At 62.7% G+C, this 15,612-nt stretch carries 16 protein-coding genes; 3 read left to right on the top strand and 13 right to left on the bottom strand.

What is annotated here, in order from left to right; translation table 11 throughout:
* Positions 1–5: 5 nt before the first annotated feature.
* From DT068_RS16390 to DT068_RS16380, 3 genes are read left to right on the top strand one after another with little or no spacing between them, the layout of a single operon-like run.
* Positions 6–656 carry a MotA/TolQ/ExbB proton channel family protein gene (locus DT068_RS16390; protein ID WP_119390937.1) on the top strand — a complete coding sequence of 217 codons (651 nt, stop codon included), beginning with the start codon at positions 6–8 and terminating at the stop codon, positions 654–656.
* On the top strand, positions 653–1,138 hold the full coding sequence (locus tag DT068_RS16385) for an ExbD/TolR family protein (protein WP_119390936.1): 486 nt from the start codon (positions 653–655) through the stop codon (positions 1,136–1,138). The genes DT068_RS16390 and DT068_RS16385 overlap by 4 nt, the downstream gene beginning before the upstream one ends.
* Positions 1,135–2,040 (top strand): energy transducer TonB family protein, encoded by a 906-nt coding sequence (locus DT068_RS16380; protein WP_119390935.1) that lies wholly within the window; start codon positions 1,135–1,137, stop codon positions 2,038–2,040. The genes DT068_RS16385 and DT068_RS16380 overlap by 4 nt, the downstream gene beginning before the upstream one ends.
* 4 nt (positions 2,041–2,044) lie before the next feature.
* On the opposite strand, the gene DT068_RS16375 is transcribed toward DT068_RS16380, so the two are convergent.
* From DT068_RS16375 to DT068_RS16315, 13 genes are all read right to left on the bottom strand, one after another.
* On the bottom strand, positions 2,045–2,821 hold the full coding sequence (locus tag DT068_RS16375) for an SDR family NAD(P)-dependent oxidoreductase (protein ID WP_119390934.1): 777 nt from the start codon (positions 2,819–2,821) through the stop codon (positions 2,045–2,047).
* A gap of 13 nt (positions 2,822–2,834) precedes the next feature.
* Positions 2,835–3,605: an L-iditol 2-dehydrogenase gene (locus DT068_RS16370; RefSeq protein ID WP_119390933.1), complete on the bottom strand. Its 771-nt coding sequence runs from the start codon at positions 3,603–3,605 to the stop codon at positions 2,835–2,837.
* Entirely contained in the window at positions 3,605–4,606 is a 1,002-nt protein-coding gene (locus tag DT068_RS16365; RefSeq protein ID WP_119390932.1) for an ABC transporter ATP-binding protein, read from the bottom strand. The genes DT068_RS16370 and DT068_RS16365 overlap by 1 nt, the downstream gene beginning before the upstream one ends.
* A complete protein-coding gene (locus tag DT068_RS16360) occupies positions 4,606–5,436 on the bottom strand; it encodes a carbohydrate ABC transporter permease (RefSeq protein WP_119390931.1) in 831 nt (276 codons plus the stop codon). The genes DT068_RS16365 and DT068_RS16360 overlap by 1 nt, the downstream gene beginning before the upstream one ends.
* 4 nt (positions 5,437–5,440) lie before the next feature.
* A complete protein-coding gene (locus DT068_RS16355; protein WP_119390930.1) occupies positions 5,441–6,304 on the bottom strand; it encodes a carbohydrate ABC transporter permease in 864 nt (287 codons plus the stop codon).
* Between the two features lie 223 nt (positions 6,305–6,527).
* Positions 6,528–7,844, bottom strand: a complete 1,317-nt coding sequence (locus DT068_RS16350; RefSeq protein ID WP_119390929.1) for an ABC transporter substrate-binding protein — start codon at positions 7,842–7,844, stop codon at positions 6,528–6,530.
* 168 nt (positions 7,845–8,012) lie between these two features.
* On the bottom strand, positions 8,013–8,966 hold the full coding sequence (locus DT068_RS16345; RefSeq protein ID WP_119390928.1) for a sugar-binding transcriptional regulator: 954 nt from the start codon (positions 8,964–8,966) through the stop codon (positions 8,013–8,015).
* 176 nt (positions 8,967–9,142) lie between these two features.
* Entirely contained in the window at positions 9,143–10,198 is a 1,056-nt protein-coding gene (locus DT068_RS16340) for an ABC transporter ATP-binding protein (protein ID WP_119390927.1), read from the bottom strand.
* Positions 10,199–10,201: 3 nt separating this feature from the next.
* Positions 10,202–11,047: a carbohydrate ABC transporter permease gene (locus DT068_RS16335; RefSeq protein WP_119390926.1), complete on the bottom strand. Its 846-nt coding sequence runs from the start codon at positions 11,045–11,047 to the stop codon at positions 10,202–10,204.
* A gap of 1 nt (position 11,048) precedes the next feature.
* Positions 11,049–11,963: a carbohydrate ABC transporter permease gene (locus DT068_RS16330; RefSeq protein ID WP_119390925.1), complete on the bottom strand. Its 915-nt coding sequence runs from the start codon at positions 11,961–11,963 to the stop codon at positions 11,049–11,051.
* 303 nt (positions 11,964–12,266) lie between these two features.
* A complete protein-coding gene (locus DT068_RS16325; RefSeq protein WP_119390924.1) occupies positions 12,267–13,544 on the bottom strand; it encodes an ABC transporter substrate-binding protein in 1,278 nt (425 codons plus the stop codon).
* Between the two features lie 27 nt (positions 13,545–13,571).
* Positions 13,572–14,768 (bottom strand): aminotransferase class I/II-fold pyridoxal phosphate-dependent enzyme, encoded by a 1,197-nt coding sequence (locus tag DT068_RS16320; RefSeq protein WP_119390923.1) that lies wholly within the window; start codon positions 14,766–14,768, stop codon positions 13,572–13,574.
* Entirely contained in the window at positions 14,758–15,420 is a 663-nt protein-coding gene (locus DT068_RS16315; RefSeq protein WP_368904770.1) for a FadR/GntR family transcriptional regulator, read from the bottom strand. The genes DT068_RS16320 and DT068_RS16315 overlap by 11 nt, the downstream gene beginning before the upstream one ends.
* Positions 15,421–15,612: the final 192 nt, after the last annotated feature.

Genomic DNA, 15,612 nt, shown 5'->3' with positions numbered 1-15,612 from the left:
TTGATATGCAAGGTGGAGAAATATCTCCGGTCGAGCTGTTCCTGCAGGCCGGACCCGTGGTGAAAGCCGTCATCGTGATGCTGGTTGCGGCATCTTTCTGGTGCTGGATCATCATCTTCGAGGCCCTGTGGACCCTCGGCCGCCTGCGCCGCGCCATCAGGAGCGAAGGTGGCGGCAAGGGCCGCATGGGCGAGCTCATCGGCAAGATCTTCGCCGCCGGGCGCGATGAGGCTTTCGAGGCGCAGGTCTCGGCCGCCGAATCCGATCGCCGCAGCGCCATCACCGCCGCCATGCGCCGGCGCGCCCAGGAGCTCATCGAATCCTGCCAGCGCGGTTTGCCCAACCTTGCCGTCATCGCCTCGGTGGCGCCCTTTGTCGGGCTCTTCGGCACGGTATGGGGCATCATGACGAGCTTCGCCGGGATCGCGGCGGCCAAAGACACGAGCCTGGCCGTCGTGGCGCCGGGCATCGCCGAGGCGCTGGCGGCGACCGCCATCGGCCTTGCTGCCGCCATTCCCGCCGCCTTTGCCTATAACCGCCTCGCCGCCGCCTTCGGCATCACGGCGAAGGCGCTGAACCGGCGCATCGAGGATTACGGGACGCGCCTTGCTCGCGGGAATGGCCAGGTTGCCCCTTTGCGGAAGAAGATCGCATGAGCTTCAACCTGTCCGCCGATCATGACGACGATGGTCTGAGCCCTTTGGCCGAGATCAATGTGACGCCGATGGTGGACGTCATGCTGGTGCTGCTCATCATTTTTATGGTGGCGGCCCCGATGCTGAGCTCAGGGATGAAGGTCGACCTGCCGCAGGCCAAGTCGGCCGAGCCGACCGACCCCAAGAACCCGATCGTGCTGACCATTGCCGCCGACAGAAAGATTTCCATCGGCGCCGATGAGGTCCAGCGCGCCGATCTGATCCCGCGGCTGCGCTCCATGATCGGCGAGGAGGATCGCATTGTGCATGTGCGCGGCGACCGCACCGCGTCCTATGGCGACATCGTTTCCGTGCTGGACGAACTGGCGCTCAACGGCATCACCAGGCTCTCGCTCATCGCCAATAAGAGCAGCACGCCACAGGCAGCCGTTCCACAGGCTCCGGCGCCGCAGGTCACTCTGCCAACGGCGGCCACACCATGACAAAAAGCGGCCTCACCTTCAGTTCGCGGCTGGTGAGCATCGTTCTTGCGGTGGGCGTTCATGCCGCCGCCGCCGCTGCCTTCATGCTGGCGCCGGCCAAGCAGCCACCGCCCCCGCCGCCCAGCGTCGAGATCGAAATGCTGGCCGAGATTACCGCAGAGACCGCCGATGAGGTGGAACCGGCGGTCGTGGCGGAAGCGACGGAGACCGAAGAAGCACAGGAATCGGAGATCGGCGCAGCGCAGACTATCACCGGCTCGGAAGTGGGTGAGGTGACGGCACGCGATAACGAGAAGGCCGAAGTGGCGCCGGCTGAAGTTAAGGCGGTCGAGCAGTCGAACAACATGCCGGAGGTTAAGCAGCCTTCGGAGATCGAACCGACCGTCGAACCGGATGTCGCTTCGCTGGCCGAGCCCACCGAAGTGCCGGAGATTACGTCAACGCCGGTTGAACTGGAGAAACCTGTCATCGAAGCGCCGCAGGCGCCCGCGATCTCCAGCAAGCCCAAACCGAAGCCGTCGGCGCAGAAGAAGGTGAAGAAGAAGGAACAGCGTCGCGCCACCTTGGCCGGCGCGACCACGCGCAAGGTTGCCAAGCGCGTCGGTGCGTCTCAGGACGTCAAATCGGGGGGCAGGCAGGCGAGCGCCCAATATCGATCGGTCGTCAATGCGCGCCTGGCTTCAAGGCGCCCCGCTATTCAATCGCGAGCCAGAGGGGCCAAGGGACGAGTCGTCATCTTCTTCACCATTGGCGCGAGCGGAGATGTCATATCGGCATCTGTCTCGCAATCTTCAGGGAATGCGAGCCTCGATTCCGCTGCCCGCGCTGTTGTCGCGTCGACCTCGTTCCCGCCGCCGCCCGGTGGCTCCTATCGGAACGGCGTTCCGATCCTCATGAAATGACGGGTCACCAGCAGACATAACCCCCATCGGCAAGCACGATCGAGCCGGTCATCAGGCTGGCGGCGTCGGATGCCAGGAAATGCACGACCGAGGCGATCTCATCGGGCTGGCCGACGCGGCCCATCGGCGTCATTTCCAGCCAGGTCTTGTACATCTCCGGGCTCTCCTTGATGCCGAAGGAGGTGAGCGGCGTTTCGATATAGGTCGGCGCCACGGCATTGACCCTGACCCCGCTCTTCGCCCATTCGGCGGCGAGCGAGCGGGTGAGATGGTGCACGGCAGCCTTGGACGCATTGTAGAAGGATTGCGGCTGCGGCTTGTTGACGATGAAGCCCGACATCGAGCCGATATTCACGATCGAGCCCGAGCCCTGCTTCAGCATCTGCCGTCCGAAGGCGCGGCAGCACCAGAACAGGCCATCGAGATTGACATCCATGTGAAAGCGCCAATGCGCGTCGCTGGTATCTTCCGCCTTCACATCGCTTTTGGCGACACCGGCATTGTTGACGAGGATGTCGACACGGCCATGCTTTCTGATGACGTCAGCCGCCACGCTGTCGACCTCGGCCGACTTGGTGACATCGAGCTTGGCGCCATGCGCCGTGATCCCGAGCTTCTTGAGCTCGGCCACGCTCGCCTCGACCCGGTCGGCCATCATGTCGGCGACGATCACCGTGGCGCCCGCTTCGCCCAGCGCCCGGGCGCAGGCCGCACCTATGCCCTGGCCGGCACCCGTCACCACCGCCACCTTGCCGTCGAGCTTCAGTTTTTCCAGATACACGTTCCCAGTCCTCTCAACTCATCCATTGACCGCCATCCACATTGAAGGTCTGCGCCACGACATAGTCGCTTTCCGGTGCGGCGAGAAACACCGCGCAACCTACATGATCTTCGGGCTTCCCCATACGCCCGTAAGGCACGCCTTCGCCAACCAGGCGCTTCTTCTCGCCGGGCGGCCGGCCTTCATATCTGGCGAAGAGGGCGTCGACCTCATCCCACATGGGCGTATCGACGACGCCGGGTGCGATGCCGTTGACATTGATCTTGTGCTTGATGAGACCGAGGCCTGCCGACTGGGTGAGGCTGATGACAGCGGCTTTCGAGGCGCAATAGACCGCGACCAGCCCCTCGCCGCGCCGCCCGGCCTGCGACGCCATGTTGATGATCTTGCCGCCCTTGCCGCGCGCGATCATGGCTCTGGCCACCGCCTGCAGCGTGAACAGGAGGCCTTTCACATTGACGGCGAAGACGCGGTCATAGCTCTTCTCGGTGATCTCCTCAATCGGCGCCATGTCGAAGATCGCGGCATTGTTGACCAGTATGTCGATGCCGCCGGCCCTGGCCTCGACTTCCCCGACAAGGCGGTTGATCGAGTCCATGCGGGTTACATCGAGATGGAGGCCGAAGGCGCCGCCGCCGGTGTCACGGGCCGCCTGGCGGGCTGCGTCCTCGTCGATATCGGCGATGCAGACCCGGGCGCCCTCACGCGCATAGCCCTCCGCTATGGCACGCCCGATGCCGCGTGCGCCGCCCGTGACAACCGCTGTCTTGCGTTCGAGCCGCATTACCGAATCGCTCTTCCCTTGTCGTCGAAGCGATGAATACGGCCTTTCTCCGGCGTGAGCCATATCTTTGAGCCGGGACCAAGGTGGTATTCGCCGGCGGCCCGCACCGTCAGACGGCCGTGCCGGCCGGCATCGATATGCAGGAACGTATCGGCGCCGAGATGCTCGGCCAGCGCGATCGTGCCTTCCCATTCGCCCGCTCTATCTGAGAGAGCAATATGCTCCGGCCGCACGCCGATCGTGTGCGCCTGGTGTTTCGTTGCCGCTTCACCGGTGAGGAAATTCATCTTGGGCGAGCCGATGAAGCCCGCGACGAAGAGCGAATCCGGTCTGTTGTAGAGCTCGAGCGGCGAGCCGACCTGCTCGATATTGCCCTTGTTGAGCACGACGATGCGGTCAGCCATGGTCATGGCCTCGACCTGGTCGTGCGTCACATAGATCATGGTGGCGCCGAGCGACTTGTGCAGCTGCATGATCTCGATGCGCATATTGACCCTGAGCGCGGCATCGAGGTTCGACAAAGGCTCGTCGAACAGGAAGGCCTTGGGCTGGCGCACGATGGCACGGCCGATGGCGACACGCTGGCGCTGGCCGCCGGAGAGCTGGCGCGGCTTGCGGTCGAGATAGTCGGCGAGATTGAGCACCTGCGCCGCCTTGGCGACCTTGGCGTCGATCTCGGCCTTGGGCTGGCCCGCCATCTTGAGGCCGAAGGCGATGTTGTTGCGCACGCTCATATGCGGATAGAGCGCATAGGACTGGAACACCATCGAGAGGCCGCGTTTGGCCGGCGGGAGTTGCGCTGCATTGCTGCCATCGATGATGATCTCGCCCGCGCTCACATCCTCGAGCCCGGCAATGAGCCGAAGCAGGGTCGACTTGCCGCAGCCCGACGGGCCGACGAACACGACGAACTCGCCGTTCTCGATCGCCAGATTGGCATTGGGGATGATGGTGACGTCGCCGAAGCGCTTCTGCACGTCTTTCAGAACGATGGTGCCCATTATTTTACAGCTCCGAAGGTGAGGCCACGGACAAGTTGCTTCTGGGCGAACCAGCCCAGGACGAGGATGGGCGCGATCGCCATGGTCGAGGCGGCGGAAAGCTTCGCCCAGAACAGGCCTTCGGGGCTCGAATAGGAGGCGATGAAGGCGGTGAGCGGGGCGGCGGCCGAGGTGGTGAGGTTGAGCGTCCAGAAGGCCTCGTTCCAGGCAAGGATGACATTGAGAAGGAGCGTCGAGGCGATGCCCGGCACCGCCATGGGCGCCAGCACATAGACGAGCTCCTTCCACAAGGAGGCGCCATCCATGCGCGCCGCTTCCAGGATCTCACCCGGTATTTCCTTGAAATAGGTGTAGAGCATCCACACGATGATCGGCAGGTTCATGAGGAAGAGCACGGCGATCAGCCCGCCGCGCGAGTCGAGCAGCCCCATGTCGCGGAAGATGAGATAGACCGGGATGAGCGCGCCGACCGGCGGCATCATCTTGGTGGAGAGCATCCACATCAGGAGATCCTTGGTGCGCTTGGCCGGCGCGAAGGCCATGGCCCAAGCGGCCGGAATGGCGAAGAGCAGGGCGACGAGCGTCGAGCCGATCGACAGGATCAGCGAGTTGGAGACGAAGCGCAGATAGTTCGAGCGCTCCTGCACGATGCCGTAATTCTCCGTCGTCCATTCGAAGAACAGGAATTTGGGCGGCGTCGAGAAGGCCTCGAGCTCGGTCTTGAAGCTGGTGATGATGGTCCACAGGATCGGGAAGAAGATGAGGAAGCCGATCAGCCAGGCAGCGGCAGTGGCAATGGTGCGGCGGCGGACGGAGACTGCGCGGGCCATGTTCTCAACCCTCCAGGTTCCGGCCGATCATCCTGATCAGGAAGAAGGCCACGATATTGGCAAGCACGACCGCGACGATGCCGCCCGCCGAGGCGCCGCCGACATCGAAGTTCAGCAGGCCCTGGAAATAGACCAGATAGGGCAGGTTGCCGGCCGGGCCGCCCGAGCCGGTGACATAGATCTCGGCGAAGACATTGAGGAGGAAGATCGTCTCGATCAGGATGACGACGGTGATCGGCCGCGCCAGATGCGGCAGCACGATGTAGTAGAAATAGGAAATTGGCGGCGTGCCGTCCATCTCGGCCGCTTCCTTCTGCTCCTCGTCCAGCGACTGGATGGCGGTGAGGAGGATGAGCGTCGCGAAAGGCAGCCACTGCCAGGCGACCATGATGATGACGGCGGTCAAGGGATATTGCGCGAACCAGTCGATGGGCTCGAGCCCGACCGATTTCATCAGCCAGGCGAAGAGGCCCGAGACCGGATGCATGAACATGTTCTTCCAGACCAGCGCGCTCACCGTCGGCATGATGAAGAAGGGCGCGATCACCATGAGGCGCACGATATTGCGCCCGACAATGGCCTGGTCGAGGAGGAGGGCGAGCAGCGTGCCGCCGACGATGCTGATGGCGAGCACCGCGAAGACCAGCTTGAGCGAATTGCCGATGGCCGCGAAGAAGGCGGGATCGCTCAGGAAATATTCGTAGTTGAAGAAACCGACGAAGCTCTCATTGCCGGGATCGAGGAGATTGTAGCGCAGCAGCGAGAAATAGATGGTCAGCGCCAGGGGCACGATCATCCACAGGAAGAGGACGATCACCGACGGGGCTACGGCCAGTTTGCCGAGCAGTCGCGTTTGCTGCGTGGCCATGTGTTATCTCCCATCTTATCCCTCCCCCTTCGCGGGGAGGGGCGGCCCGAAGGGCCGGGGTGGGGGCCTTACACTGAGCTGCTTTGCTCTGCCCCCATCCGGCTCGCTGTGCTCGCCACCTTCCCCGCAGAGGGGGAAGGATGTTCGTGTGCACGGAAGTCATCGCGGAGAAAAAAACAGCTGCCCGGCGGGCCGGGCAGCCCAGTTTTGGGAGGAAGCTTCCCTATTTGATGTAGCCGGCCTTGGTCATTTCGCGTGTCGTCGCCGACTGTGCTTCGGCCAGCGCGTCATCCGCCGATTTCTCGCCGGCAAGTGCCGCCGAGAAGATCTGGCCGACCATCGTGCCGATGCCCTGGAATTCCGGAATGGCGACGAACTGCACGCCGACATAGGGAACCGGCTTGACGGTCGGCTTGGTCGGATCGGCCGAGTTGATCGACGAGAGCGTCATCTGCGCGAAGGGGGCGGCCTTCAGATATTCGGGGTTCTTGTAGAGCGAGGTGCGCGTGCCGGGCGGCACATTGGCCCAGCCCTCCTTGGCGGCGACGAGGTCGATATAATGCTTGCTCGTGGCCCAGGCGACGAATTTCTGCGCCGCTTCCGCCTTCTGCGAGCCGGCCGGCACGGCGAGCGACCATGCCCACAGCCAGTTGCCGCGCTTGCCGAGGCCGTTGTCGGGTGCGAGCGCAAAGCCGACCTTATCGGCGACCTTCGAGTCCTTCGGGTTGGTGACGAAGGAGGCGGCGACCGTGGCGTCGATCCACATGCCGCATTTGCCGGAGTTGAACAGCGCCAGGTTCTCATTGAAGCCGTTGGAGGAAGCGCCCGGAGGGCCGGCATCCTTCAGGAGATTGAGATAGAAGGTGAGCGTGTTCTTCCATTCCGGCTGGTCGAATTGCGGCTTCCAGCTTTCGTCGAACCAGCGCGCCCCGAAGGAATTGGACGTCGCCGTCAGGAAGGCCATGTTCTCGCCCCAGCCAGCCTTGCCGCGCAGGCACACGCCATAGGTTTCGGATGCCTTGTCGGTCATTTTCTTCGCCGCATCGGCGATGAATTCCCAGCTTGGCGCATCCGGCATCTTGAGGCCGGCTTTCTCCATGAGGTCGGTGCGATACATGACCATGGAGCTTTCGCCATAGAAGGGCGCGGCATAGAGCTTGCCCTCGAGCGACAGGCCGCCGCGGATCGCCGGCAGGAGGTCGTCGACATCATAGTCCGCACCCAGGCCGTCGAGCGGCACGAGCCAGCCCTTCTTGGCCCAGATCGGCACTTCATAGGTGCCGATGGTCAGCACGTCGAACTGGCCGCCCTTGGTGGCGATATCGGTCGTCACCTTCTGGCGCAGCACATTCTCTTCGAGCGTCACCCATTCGAGCGTGATGTCGGGATTGGCCTTGGTGAAGTCCTCGGTCATGCCCTGCATGCGGACCATGTCGCCATTATTGACGGTGGCGATGGTGAGCCTGGTTTCGGCGAGCGCCGAGGTCGACAGAGCGGCGACGGTGACAGCGCCAAGAATGCCGGTCAGAAAGGCTTTCATGCAGGATCCTCCCATTAGATAGTGAGCATTTGCTTTCTTAGTGGGCATTATCTCAATATGGAGGATAGGCAAAGTCAAGCCGATTTCCTGTTGCGACGCAGCAAAGCAATGCAACATATCGCTTAAGCAATTGTTCTTCTTTGGGAATAAATTTTGAGCGTTTGCCTGTTATTCTAGCAAAAGCTCAGCCATTCTTTCATTGGTGATCAGGCCATTGATCAATTTCCCACGCAAGGCGCCCTTGATCGCCCTGAATCGGGGGATCGCCATGCCCACCCCGATCATCCGCTGGGTGGCGGGCTGCTCCAGGGGCACGCTGAGCACGCGGTCATTGGTGAGCCCGTCGATCAGCTTGCCATTGGTGTCAAAGGCCCAGCCGATGATCTCGCCGACTGCCCCGCTTCTCATCAGCGCACGGATTTCATCCGACTTGACGAAGCCGTCACGCAGCAATGCCGCGTCCTCATCGACCGTGCCGATGCCGACAAAGGTCACATCCGCCTGGCGCGCCAGCTCGATCACATTGCGCAAGGGCTTTTGCGCCAGCAGCAGCGACTTCTCATGCACGGTGGTCGCGATCACCGGCAGCGGCATGGGATAATGCGGCGCCTTCACCCGGTCGCCGATGCGGCTCACCACGTCGAACAGCGAGGCCGAGCCGTCCGGCGCGATATTGCCGACCAGCGAGACCACCTTGTGCTGCGGGCAGTCCATCGGTGTCAGCTGCTCGACCATGGCGCGCAGCATGCGTCCCGTGCCCATGGCGACGATGACCGGATGCTGCGAGACGAGATAGCGCTCGAGCTCGGCGGCCGCGGCTTCCGCCACGCCGATCGTGGTCGAGGCCGATTCAGGGTCGCTCGGCACCACTTCGCAAAAATCGATCGCATAGGCCTGCTTGAGCCTTTCCGAAAGCTCGAGGCAATGGCCAATCGGATGGTCGAGCCGGACCTTGATCAGCTTCTCGCTGACGGCAAGAGAGACCAGCCGCTGCGCCGTCTGGCGCGACACGCCAAGCTTGCGCGCGATCTCATCCTGCGTGTTGCCGGCAATGTAATAGAGCCAGCCCGCCCGGGCCGCGTCATCGAGCCTGTCTGCCTCCGAATCCGGTTTGCGCGCCAATGCCTACTCCTGTCACCCGCAGCATTTGCATATTGGCGTGCAAATGGGAACCCTGTGAGAATATACCGTCACCCCGGCGAAAGCCGGGGCCCATTAAATTCTATCAGCATGGCAACATCTCCCGCGGGCGCTTATTCAAGGGGTCCCGGCTTTCGCCGGGATGACGGTAGGAGGTGTTAGTTCACCCTGAGCCCGCTGGCGCGGTCGAAGACGTGAATGTCCTGTGGCCTGGCCGTGAGATGCTTCCGGTCACCCGGCGCCAGAACGGGCCTTTCGAGAGCGAGCAGGGTGACGCGTTCCCTGGCCGCATCGAGTGTCACTTGCGTGCTCATGCCCAAGGGCTCGACGACCACGACCGTACCGGGAATTCCCGTATCGGTGAAATGCAGATGTTCCGGCCTGATGCCGATCACCACTTTCTGGCCCTCGGTGACTGCTGCGGAAGCGGGCAACGCCAGCAGCGAGCCGTCGGCGAGGCCGGCCTGCTTCCCGTCGATCACGGCGTCGAAGAAATTCATCGTCGGCGAGCCGATGAAGCCGGCGACGAAGATATTGGCGGGACGATCATAGAGCTCGAGCGGTGCGCCCACTTGCTGGATGACACCATCGCTCATCACCACGATGCGGTTGGCCATGGTCATGGCCTCGACCTGGTCATGGGTGACATAGATGGCGGTGGTCTTGAGCGACTGGTGCAGCGCCTTGATCTCGGTGCGCATGGTCGCGCGCAATTTGGCGTCGAGATTGGACAAGGGCTCGTCGAACAGGAAGACCTGCGGGTTGCGCACGATGGCGCGCCCCATGGCGACGCGCTGGCGCTGACCGCCTGACAGCTGCTTCGGCAGGCGGTCGAGCAGGCTGTTGAGGCCAAGCTTGGTCGAGGCGGCGCTGACGCGCTCGACGACCATCCGGGTCGGGCTTTTCCGCAAGTTGAGGCTGAAACCCATGTTCCTGCGCACATCCATATGCGGATAGAGCGCATAGGACTGGAACACCATGGCGATGTCGCGGTCCTTGGGCGCCACATGATTGACCTGCCGCTCGCCGATATGGATCTCGCCGCCATTGATGGTCTCAAGCCCGGCGATGGAGCGCAGCAAGGTCGACTTGCCGCAGCCCGACGGTCCGACCAGCACGACGAACTCGCCATCCTCGATGTCGAGATCGATCGACTGCAGAACCGTGATCGGTCCGAATTTCTTGTGGACACTGCGCAGCGATACGGAGGCCATGATCTATCCCTTGACGGCGCCGGCGGTGAGACCGGTGACCAGATAGCGTTGCAGGAAGAGGAAGAAGAGGCAGACCGGGATGAGCGCCAGCACCGAGGCGGCCATCATCTGTCCCCAGTCGACCGCGAACTTGCCGACAAAGGTGAGAAGCCCGACCGAGAAAGTCTTCTGGCTCTCGCTGTTGATCAGCATCAGGCCGAACAGCAATTCGCTCCAGGCGGCGGTGAAGACGAAGGCGACGGTAGCGCCCATGCCGGGCAGCGTCAGGGGCAGGATGACCCTTCTCAGCGCCTCGAAGCGCGTGCAACCATCGATCATCGCCGCTTCCTCGAGATCCTTCGGCACGCCATCGAGGAAGGACTGCATCAGGAAGGTGGCGAAGGCGATGTTGAAGGCGGTGTAGATGATGATGAGGCCATAGAGATTGTCGGTGAGGCCGAGCTGGCCCATGATCCGGTAGATCGGCGGGATGACCATCACCAGCGGGAAGGTCTGGGTGAGAAGCAGCACGAGGCTCACCAGCGCCTTGCCCCGGAAGCGGAAGCGCGACAACGCATAGCCGGCGAAGGACGCGACCGCGGTGACGATGACGGCGGTCGCGACCGAGACGATGATGCTGTTGAGGAAATAACGCGGGAAATCGGTGGCCTCGAGCACGCTGGCATAATTGGCGAGCGTCATGCGGCTCGGCCACAGGCGGATGCCTTCGCTGTAGAGCAGGTCCTGCGGGGTCACCGAGATCTTGATCGTCCAGTAGATCGGGAGCAGCGCGAAGACGACATAGCAGGCGATCGCCCCATAGACGCCGATCGTGCCGGCAATGCGCTGGAAGCGGGATTGGCCGGGCATGTCAGGCATCCCTCAGAAGCGCGCGCCGCATCTGGATGACGATCAGCGCATAGGCGATGAGGAGGACGAGGAGCAGCACCGCGATGGCGGAGGCATAGCCCTTGTCCAGCGACTTGAAGGCCGAGACATAGATATAGGTGGCGATCGTGTTGGTGGAGCCGGCCGGGCCGCCCGCCGTCATGACATAGATGAGATCGGCGAAGGTCGCGATCCATACTGTGCGCAGCATCACGGTGATGGCGATGGTGGGCGCCAGGAAGGGCAGTGTCACCTTGGTGAATTGCTGCCAGGGTGAAGCGCCGTCGATGGCCGCCGCCTCATAGAGCTCTGAAGGGATGGATTTGCGCGCCGCGAGCAAGGTGATGGCGAAGAAGGGGATGCCGAACCAGACATTGGCGATGATCGGGCCCCACATGGCGGTCGCGGGGTCGGCCAGGATGGTGACGGGCTCGGCCTGGAGCCCGATGGCATGGAAGACATGCGGCAAGGGCCCGATCACCGGATTGAACAGCCACGACCAGGTGAGGCCGGTGAGGAAGATCGGCACCGCCCAGGGCAGGAAGACGAGGCCTTGCACGATCCTCTGGCCGATAAAGGGCCGGTTGAGGAGCAGGGCGAGGCCGAGGCCGAAGAAGAACTGCAGGGCAAGGCTCGCCACCGTCCACCACAGCGTGTTGACCAGCGCCCCATGCAGCACCGTGTCGGAGAGCATGGCGCGATATTGGCCGAGCCCGACATATTCGGACCGGAAGGCCGAGAATTTGCGGAAGGAATAGGAGATGCCGATGACCAGCGGCACGATGAGCACGGTGAAGATCAGGATCAGGGCCGGGCTCAGATAGAGCCACGGCTCGAGGAAGCGGCGCCGGTCGGCTTGCCGCTGCAGTGATCCGATGTCTTCAGCGATCGCGGTCATGCTTACCCTCGCCCTGCAAGCGAAGCGCAGGAGAGGGAAGGGGCCCGACGCGACCTTGCTCCGCCGAAGCGAAGCCACCTTGCTCCACCGAACCGAAACTCCGGCTTCGCGAAGGCGAGAGCGGCGGGAAGGGTGAGGGGCATGGGCGTCGACGGTTATCTTCGCCATGCATTCTCGCTCTTCCTTCGCTCCGAAATCTTCAGTCGTCGGTATCGACGAAGATCACGCCGATGCCCCTCACCCTCCCATTGCTGCGCAATGGGTCCCTCCCTCTCCCCGCTGAAGCGGGGAGAGGGCATTTTTTTACTTGTTCGTCTCCATCCACTTCTTCTGCTCGCCCGTCAGGAAGGTTGCCCACTCATCGGCGACCTCTTTCGGCGAACGCTTCGACAGCAGGATTTCCTGGAAGCCGGTCGGCACCATGGAATCATAGAACACGCCCAGATTCTCCAGATGCGTCGGCGGCGTCACGAAGACATATTTGTCCGGGTTGGACAGCTCCTCGAACCAGCCCTTGAACTGCTCGGTCTTGAAATGGGCATCCTGGTCGGCGCCATTGTGGATCGGCAGCACGCCCACCACCTTGGCCCATTCGAGATTCTGCTTGTTGGAGGACAGGAACTCGATGACCTTCCAGGACTCTTTCTTGGCCGGGCTGTCGGCGAACATCGACCAGCCGGCATAGCCGAGCGTCGGATAGGATTTGCCGTTGGGACCGACCGGCATCGGCGCCACGGCGAAATCATCCGCCTTCATCTTCTCGGCGATGCCGATCAGCGCATCCGGATCCTGGTCGAGCATCGCGCAGGTACCGGTATAGAAGCCGGTGACGATCTCGTTGAAACCCCAGCTCACGCTGTCCTTCGGCACCCAGCCGTTCTTGTACATGTCCTGCAGCATCTGCAGCGCCTTGACGGAGCCTTCCTCGTTGAAGGTCGAGGTGCCGTCCTCGTTGAAGAAGCCGGGCTTGCCGTCCATGATGTTCATGAACATCTGGATGCCGCCGAAGGCGCCCGGCCCGCCGCGCAGGCAATAGCCATATTTGCCGTTGCCGAGCCCGGCGATCTTCTGGGTGGCCGCGACGAACTCATCGATCGTCTTCGGTGCCTCGCTCAAGCCGGCTTCCGCGAACAGCTTCTTGTTCCAGAACATGGCACGGGCATAGTAGCCATAGGGCAGCATATATTGGGTGTTCTTGACGGTGGAGCCGAACTGCTTGGCGCGCTCGCCCAGCGTCCCGATCTCGGCCCAGTCCTTCATATAGGGGCCGAGATCCTCGAGCTGGCCGTTATTGCCATAGAGGCCCATCCAGCGTTCCGGCATCTCGACGACATCGGGCGTCTCGCCCGCCTGCACCATGCTGAGGAACTTCTCGAAGGCCTGGCCCCAGGGCAGCGACACGATCTCGACCTTGATGTCGGGATTGGCTTTCTCGAACTCGTCGAGCGCTTTGCGCAGGAACTCGGTGCGCTGCGGGCTGGTGATCACCTCGACAAGCTGCACCTTGGTCTCGGCCGAGGCGACACTCGCCAAGGCCGCGATGCCGGCGCCGAACATGATGGTCTGCATCAGTCTTTTCATTGGTTACTCCTCCCTTGTTGACGTGACTTACATCTTCACACTCTTGGCCAGGGCGTTCTCCAGGTCGGCCCACAGCATTTCCGGATCTTCGAGCCCGACATGCAGACGGATGGCGCGCGGGCTGACATTGAAGCGATCGAAGGAATTGACGCCGGGCGTCTGAGCCAGCGACGCAGCGACCGGCACCACCAGGCTCTCATGCCCGCCCCAGCTCACCCCGAGGCGGAAGAATTTGAGGAGATCGGCGAAGCGCGGAATGTCGATCGCGTCATCGACCTCGAAGGTGAAGAGCCCGGTGAAGCCCATGAGCGTCGCGCGGCCCGGATGATTGGAATAGACCGGGTGATGGATCTTGGTGACATGGGCATGGGCGCGTAAGCGCTCGGCGATGAGAAGCGCGCTTTCCATATGGCGCTTGAGACGGAAGGGCAGTGTTCTGAGCCCACGCACCAGCAGGAAGGCCTCGAGCGGCGACAGCTTGGCGCCGAGGAAGGGATGGGTGAGGTCATTGATGTGGGCGATCAGCGCCTTGGAGCCCGCCACCACGCCCGCCACCGTGTCGCTGTGGCCGCCGATATATTTCGACGCCGAATGCAGAACCAGATCGACCCCATGGGCGATCGGCTTCTGGAAAATCGGCGTCGCCCAGGAATTGTCGATGACGGTGGTGATGCCCCGGTCGCGGGCGGCACGGGCCAGTCGCGCAATATCCTGAAGCTCGAAAACCATGGAGGAAGGGCTTTCGAGATAGAGCAGCCTGGCGCCCGGAAGGGCGGCCTCCACCGCTTCGGCATCTGAGCCCTCGACATAGTCGATGGTAACGCCGAAGCGCGGCAAGAGTTTCTCGAAGAAGCGATAGGCATCGCCATAGCAGTTGCGCACCGCGACGATGCGGTCGCCGGCCGCGACGATGGAAAGAACGGTCGAGCTGATCGCCGCCATGCCGGAAGCGAAGCCGCGCGCCGCTTCAGCGCCTTCGAGGGCGGCGATGCGACGTTCGAAATCATGCACGGTCGGATTGCCGACGCGGCTGTAGATATAGCCTTTCGCTTCACCGGCGAAGGTATTGCGCATCTCGGCATAGTCTTTGAAGGTGAAGAGCGAGGTCTGGTAGATCGGCCCGACGACCGGGTCATGCACATGCGGCGCATCCTCGGTGAGGATCAGCGAGGCGGCCTCTATGGCGGCGTCGGCCGCATCCGTGATGCGGGATTCATGCTTCATCTGGATAGGCCTCGCGGATTTCGCTGCCGACGCTGTCGATGATCTTGAGCGCTTCGGCGCGCGCCGCTTGCGGATCGCGCCGCGAAATGGCGTCGAACATGCTGCGATGGAAGGGGAAGGAGGCTTCGGCGAAATTGGGCAGCTGCAGCGGGTTCTCCCAGAACTGGTGCACGAGATCGCGCATCGACTGGATGATCTGGGTGAAGAGCGGATTGCCGGTCGCCTCGATGATCGACTGGTGATATTCCCAGTCCTCTTCCGAGGAATTGCCCCTGGCATGGGCCGCTTCCATGCGGATGAGCGCCTTCTCGATCATGGCGATGCGGTCGGCCGAGGCAGATGCGGCGCAGATGGCGGCGGCCTCGCCTTCGAGCGCGCGGCGCACCTGCAGACCATGCAGCAGGTCCTTCACCTTGGAGGAGCGGCTCAGCACCAGCGGCACATGCACGATGTTGCGCCCCACGGCCTTGCGCAGATAGACGCCAGAGCCCTTGCGCATCTCGACGATGCCGAGCGCTTCCCAGCGCTTGAGCGCCTCGCGCACCGTGGGCCGGCTGACCTCCAGCCGGTCGCACAGCATCCGCTCCGAGGGCAGACGCTCGCCAGGCCCGATCCGGGCCGCTTCCACATAGGCCGCCAGCGCATCAATCACAGCCGAATCAAGGGTTTGGCTCTTGACCGGGCTGAGAAGGGCGGAAGATGACGGCTTGGATTTCAAGGCTGCGCTCCCCTGGTCCTGACTCTTAATCGGTCAGGCTGTCAGACCACTTTAATCAAGCTTGGATTGCGCAGTGAGTCAAGGCTTGATCACCGGTCGGCATGGTTTTTCCGGCGAATTCTTGCC

The sequence above is a fragment of the Taklimakanibacter lacteus genome (genome assembly GCA_003576695.1).
GTDB lineage: Bacteria > Pseudomonadota > Alphaproteobacteria > Rhizobiales > Aestuariivirgaceae > Taklimakanibacter > Taklimakanibacter lacteus.
This window is presented reverse-complemented; position numbering and strand designations above follow the sequence as displayed.

Bases quoted from the DNA above. Each gene is read 5' to 3' on its own strand.
- DT068_RS16390 (WP_119390937.1), top strand. From the start codon at position 6: ATGCAAGGTGGAGAAATATCTCCGGTCGAGCTGTTCCTGCAGGCCGGA.
- DT068_RS16385 (WP_119390936.1), top strand. From the start codon at position 653: ATGAGCTTCAACCTGTCCGCCGATCATGACGACGATGGTCTGAGCCCT.
- DT068_RS16380 (WP_119390935.1), top strand. From the start codon at position 1,135: ATGACAAAAAGCGGCCTCACCTTCAGTTCGCGGCTGGTGAGCATCGTT.
- DT068_RS16370 (WP_119390933.1), bottom strand. From the start codon at position 3,605: ATGCGGCTCGAACGCAAGACAGCGGTTGTCACGGGCGGCGCACGCGGC.
- DT068_RS16365 (WP_119390932.1), bottom strand. From the start codon at position 4,606: ATGGGCACCATCGTTCTGAAAGACGTGCAGAAGCGCTTCGGCGACGTC.
- DT068_RS16360 (WP_119390931.1), bottom strand. From the start codon at position 5,436: ATGGCCCGCGCAGTCTCCGTCCGCCGCCGCACCATTGCCACTGCCGCT.
- DT068_RS16355 (WP_119390930.1), bottom strand. From the start codon at position 6,304: ATGGCCACGCAGCAAACGCGACTGCTCGGCAAACTGGCCGTAGCCCCG.
- DT068_RS16350 (WP_119390929.1), bottom strand. From the start codon at position 7,844: ATGAAAGCCTTTCTGACCGGCATTCTTGGCGCTGTCACCGTCGCCGCT.
- DT068_RS16340 (WP_119390927.1), bottom strand. From the start codon at position 10,198: ATGGCCTCCGTATCGCTGCGCAGTGTCCACAAGAAATTCGGACCGATC.
- DT068_RS16335 (WP_119390926.1), bottom strand. From the start codon at position 11,047: ATGCCCGGCCAATCCCGCTTCCAGCGCATTGCCGGCACGATCGGCGTC.
- DT068_RS16330 (WP_119390925.1), bottom strand. From the start codon at position 11,963: ATGACCGCGATCGCTGAAGACATCGGATCACTGCAGCGGCAAGCCGAC.
- DT068_RS16325 (WP_119390924.1), bottom strand. From the start codon at position 13,544: ATGAAAAGACTGATGCAGACCATCATGTTCGGCGCCGGCATCGCGGCC.
- DT068_RS16320 (WP_119390923.1), bottom strand. From the start codon at position 14,768: ATGAAGCATGAATCCCGCATCACGGATGCGGCCGACGCCGCCATAGAG.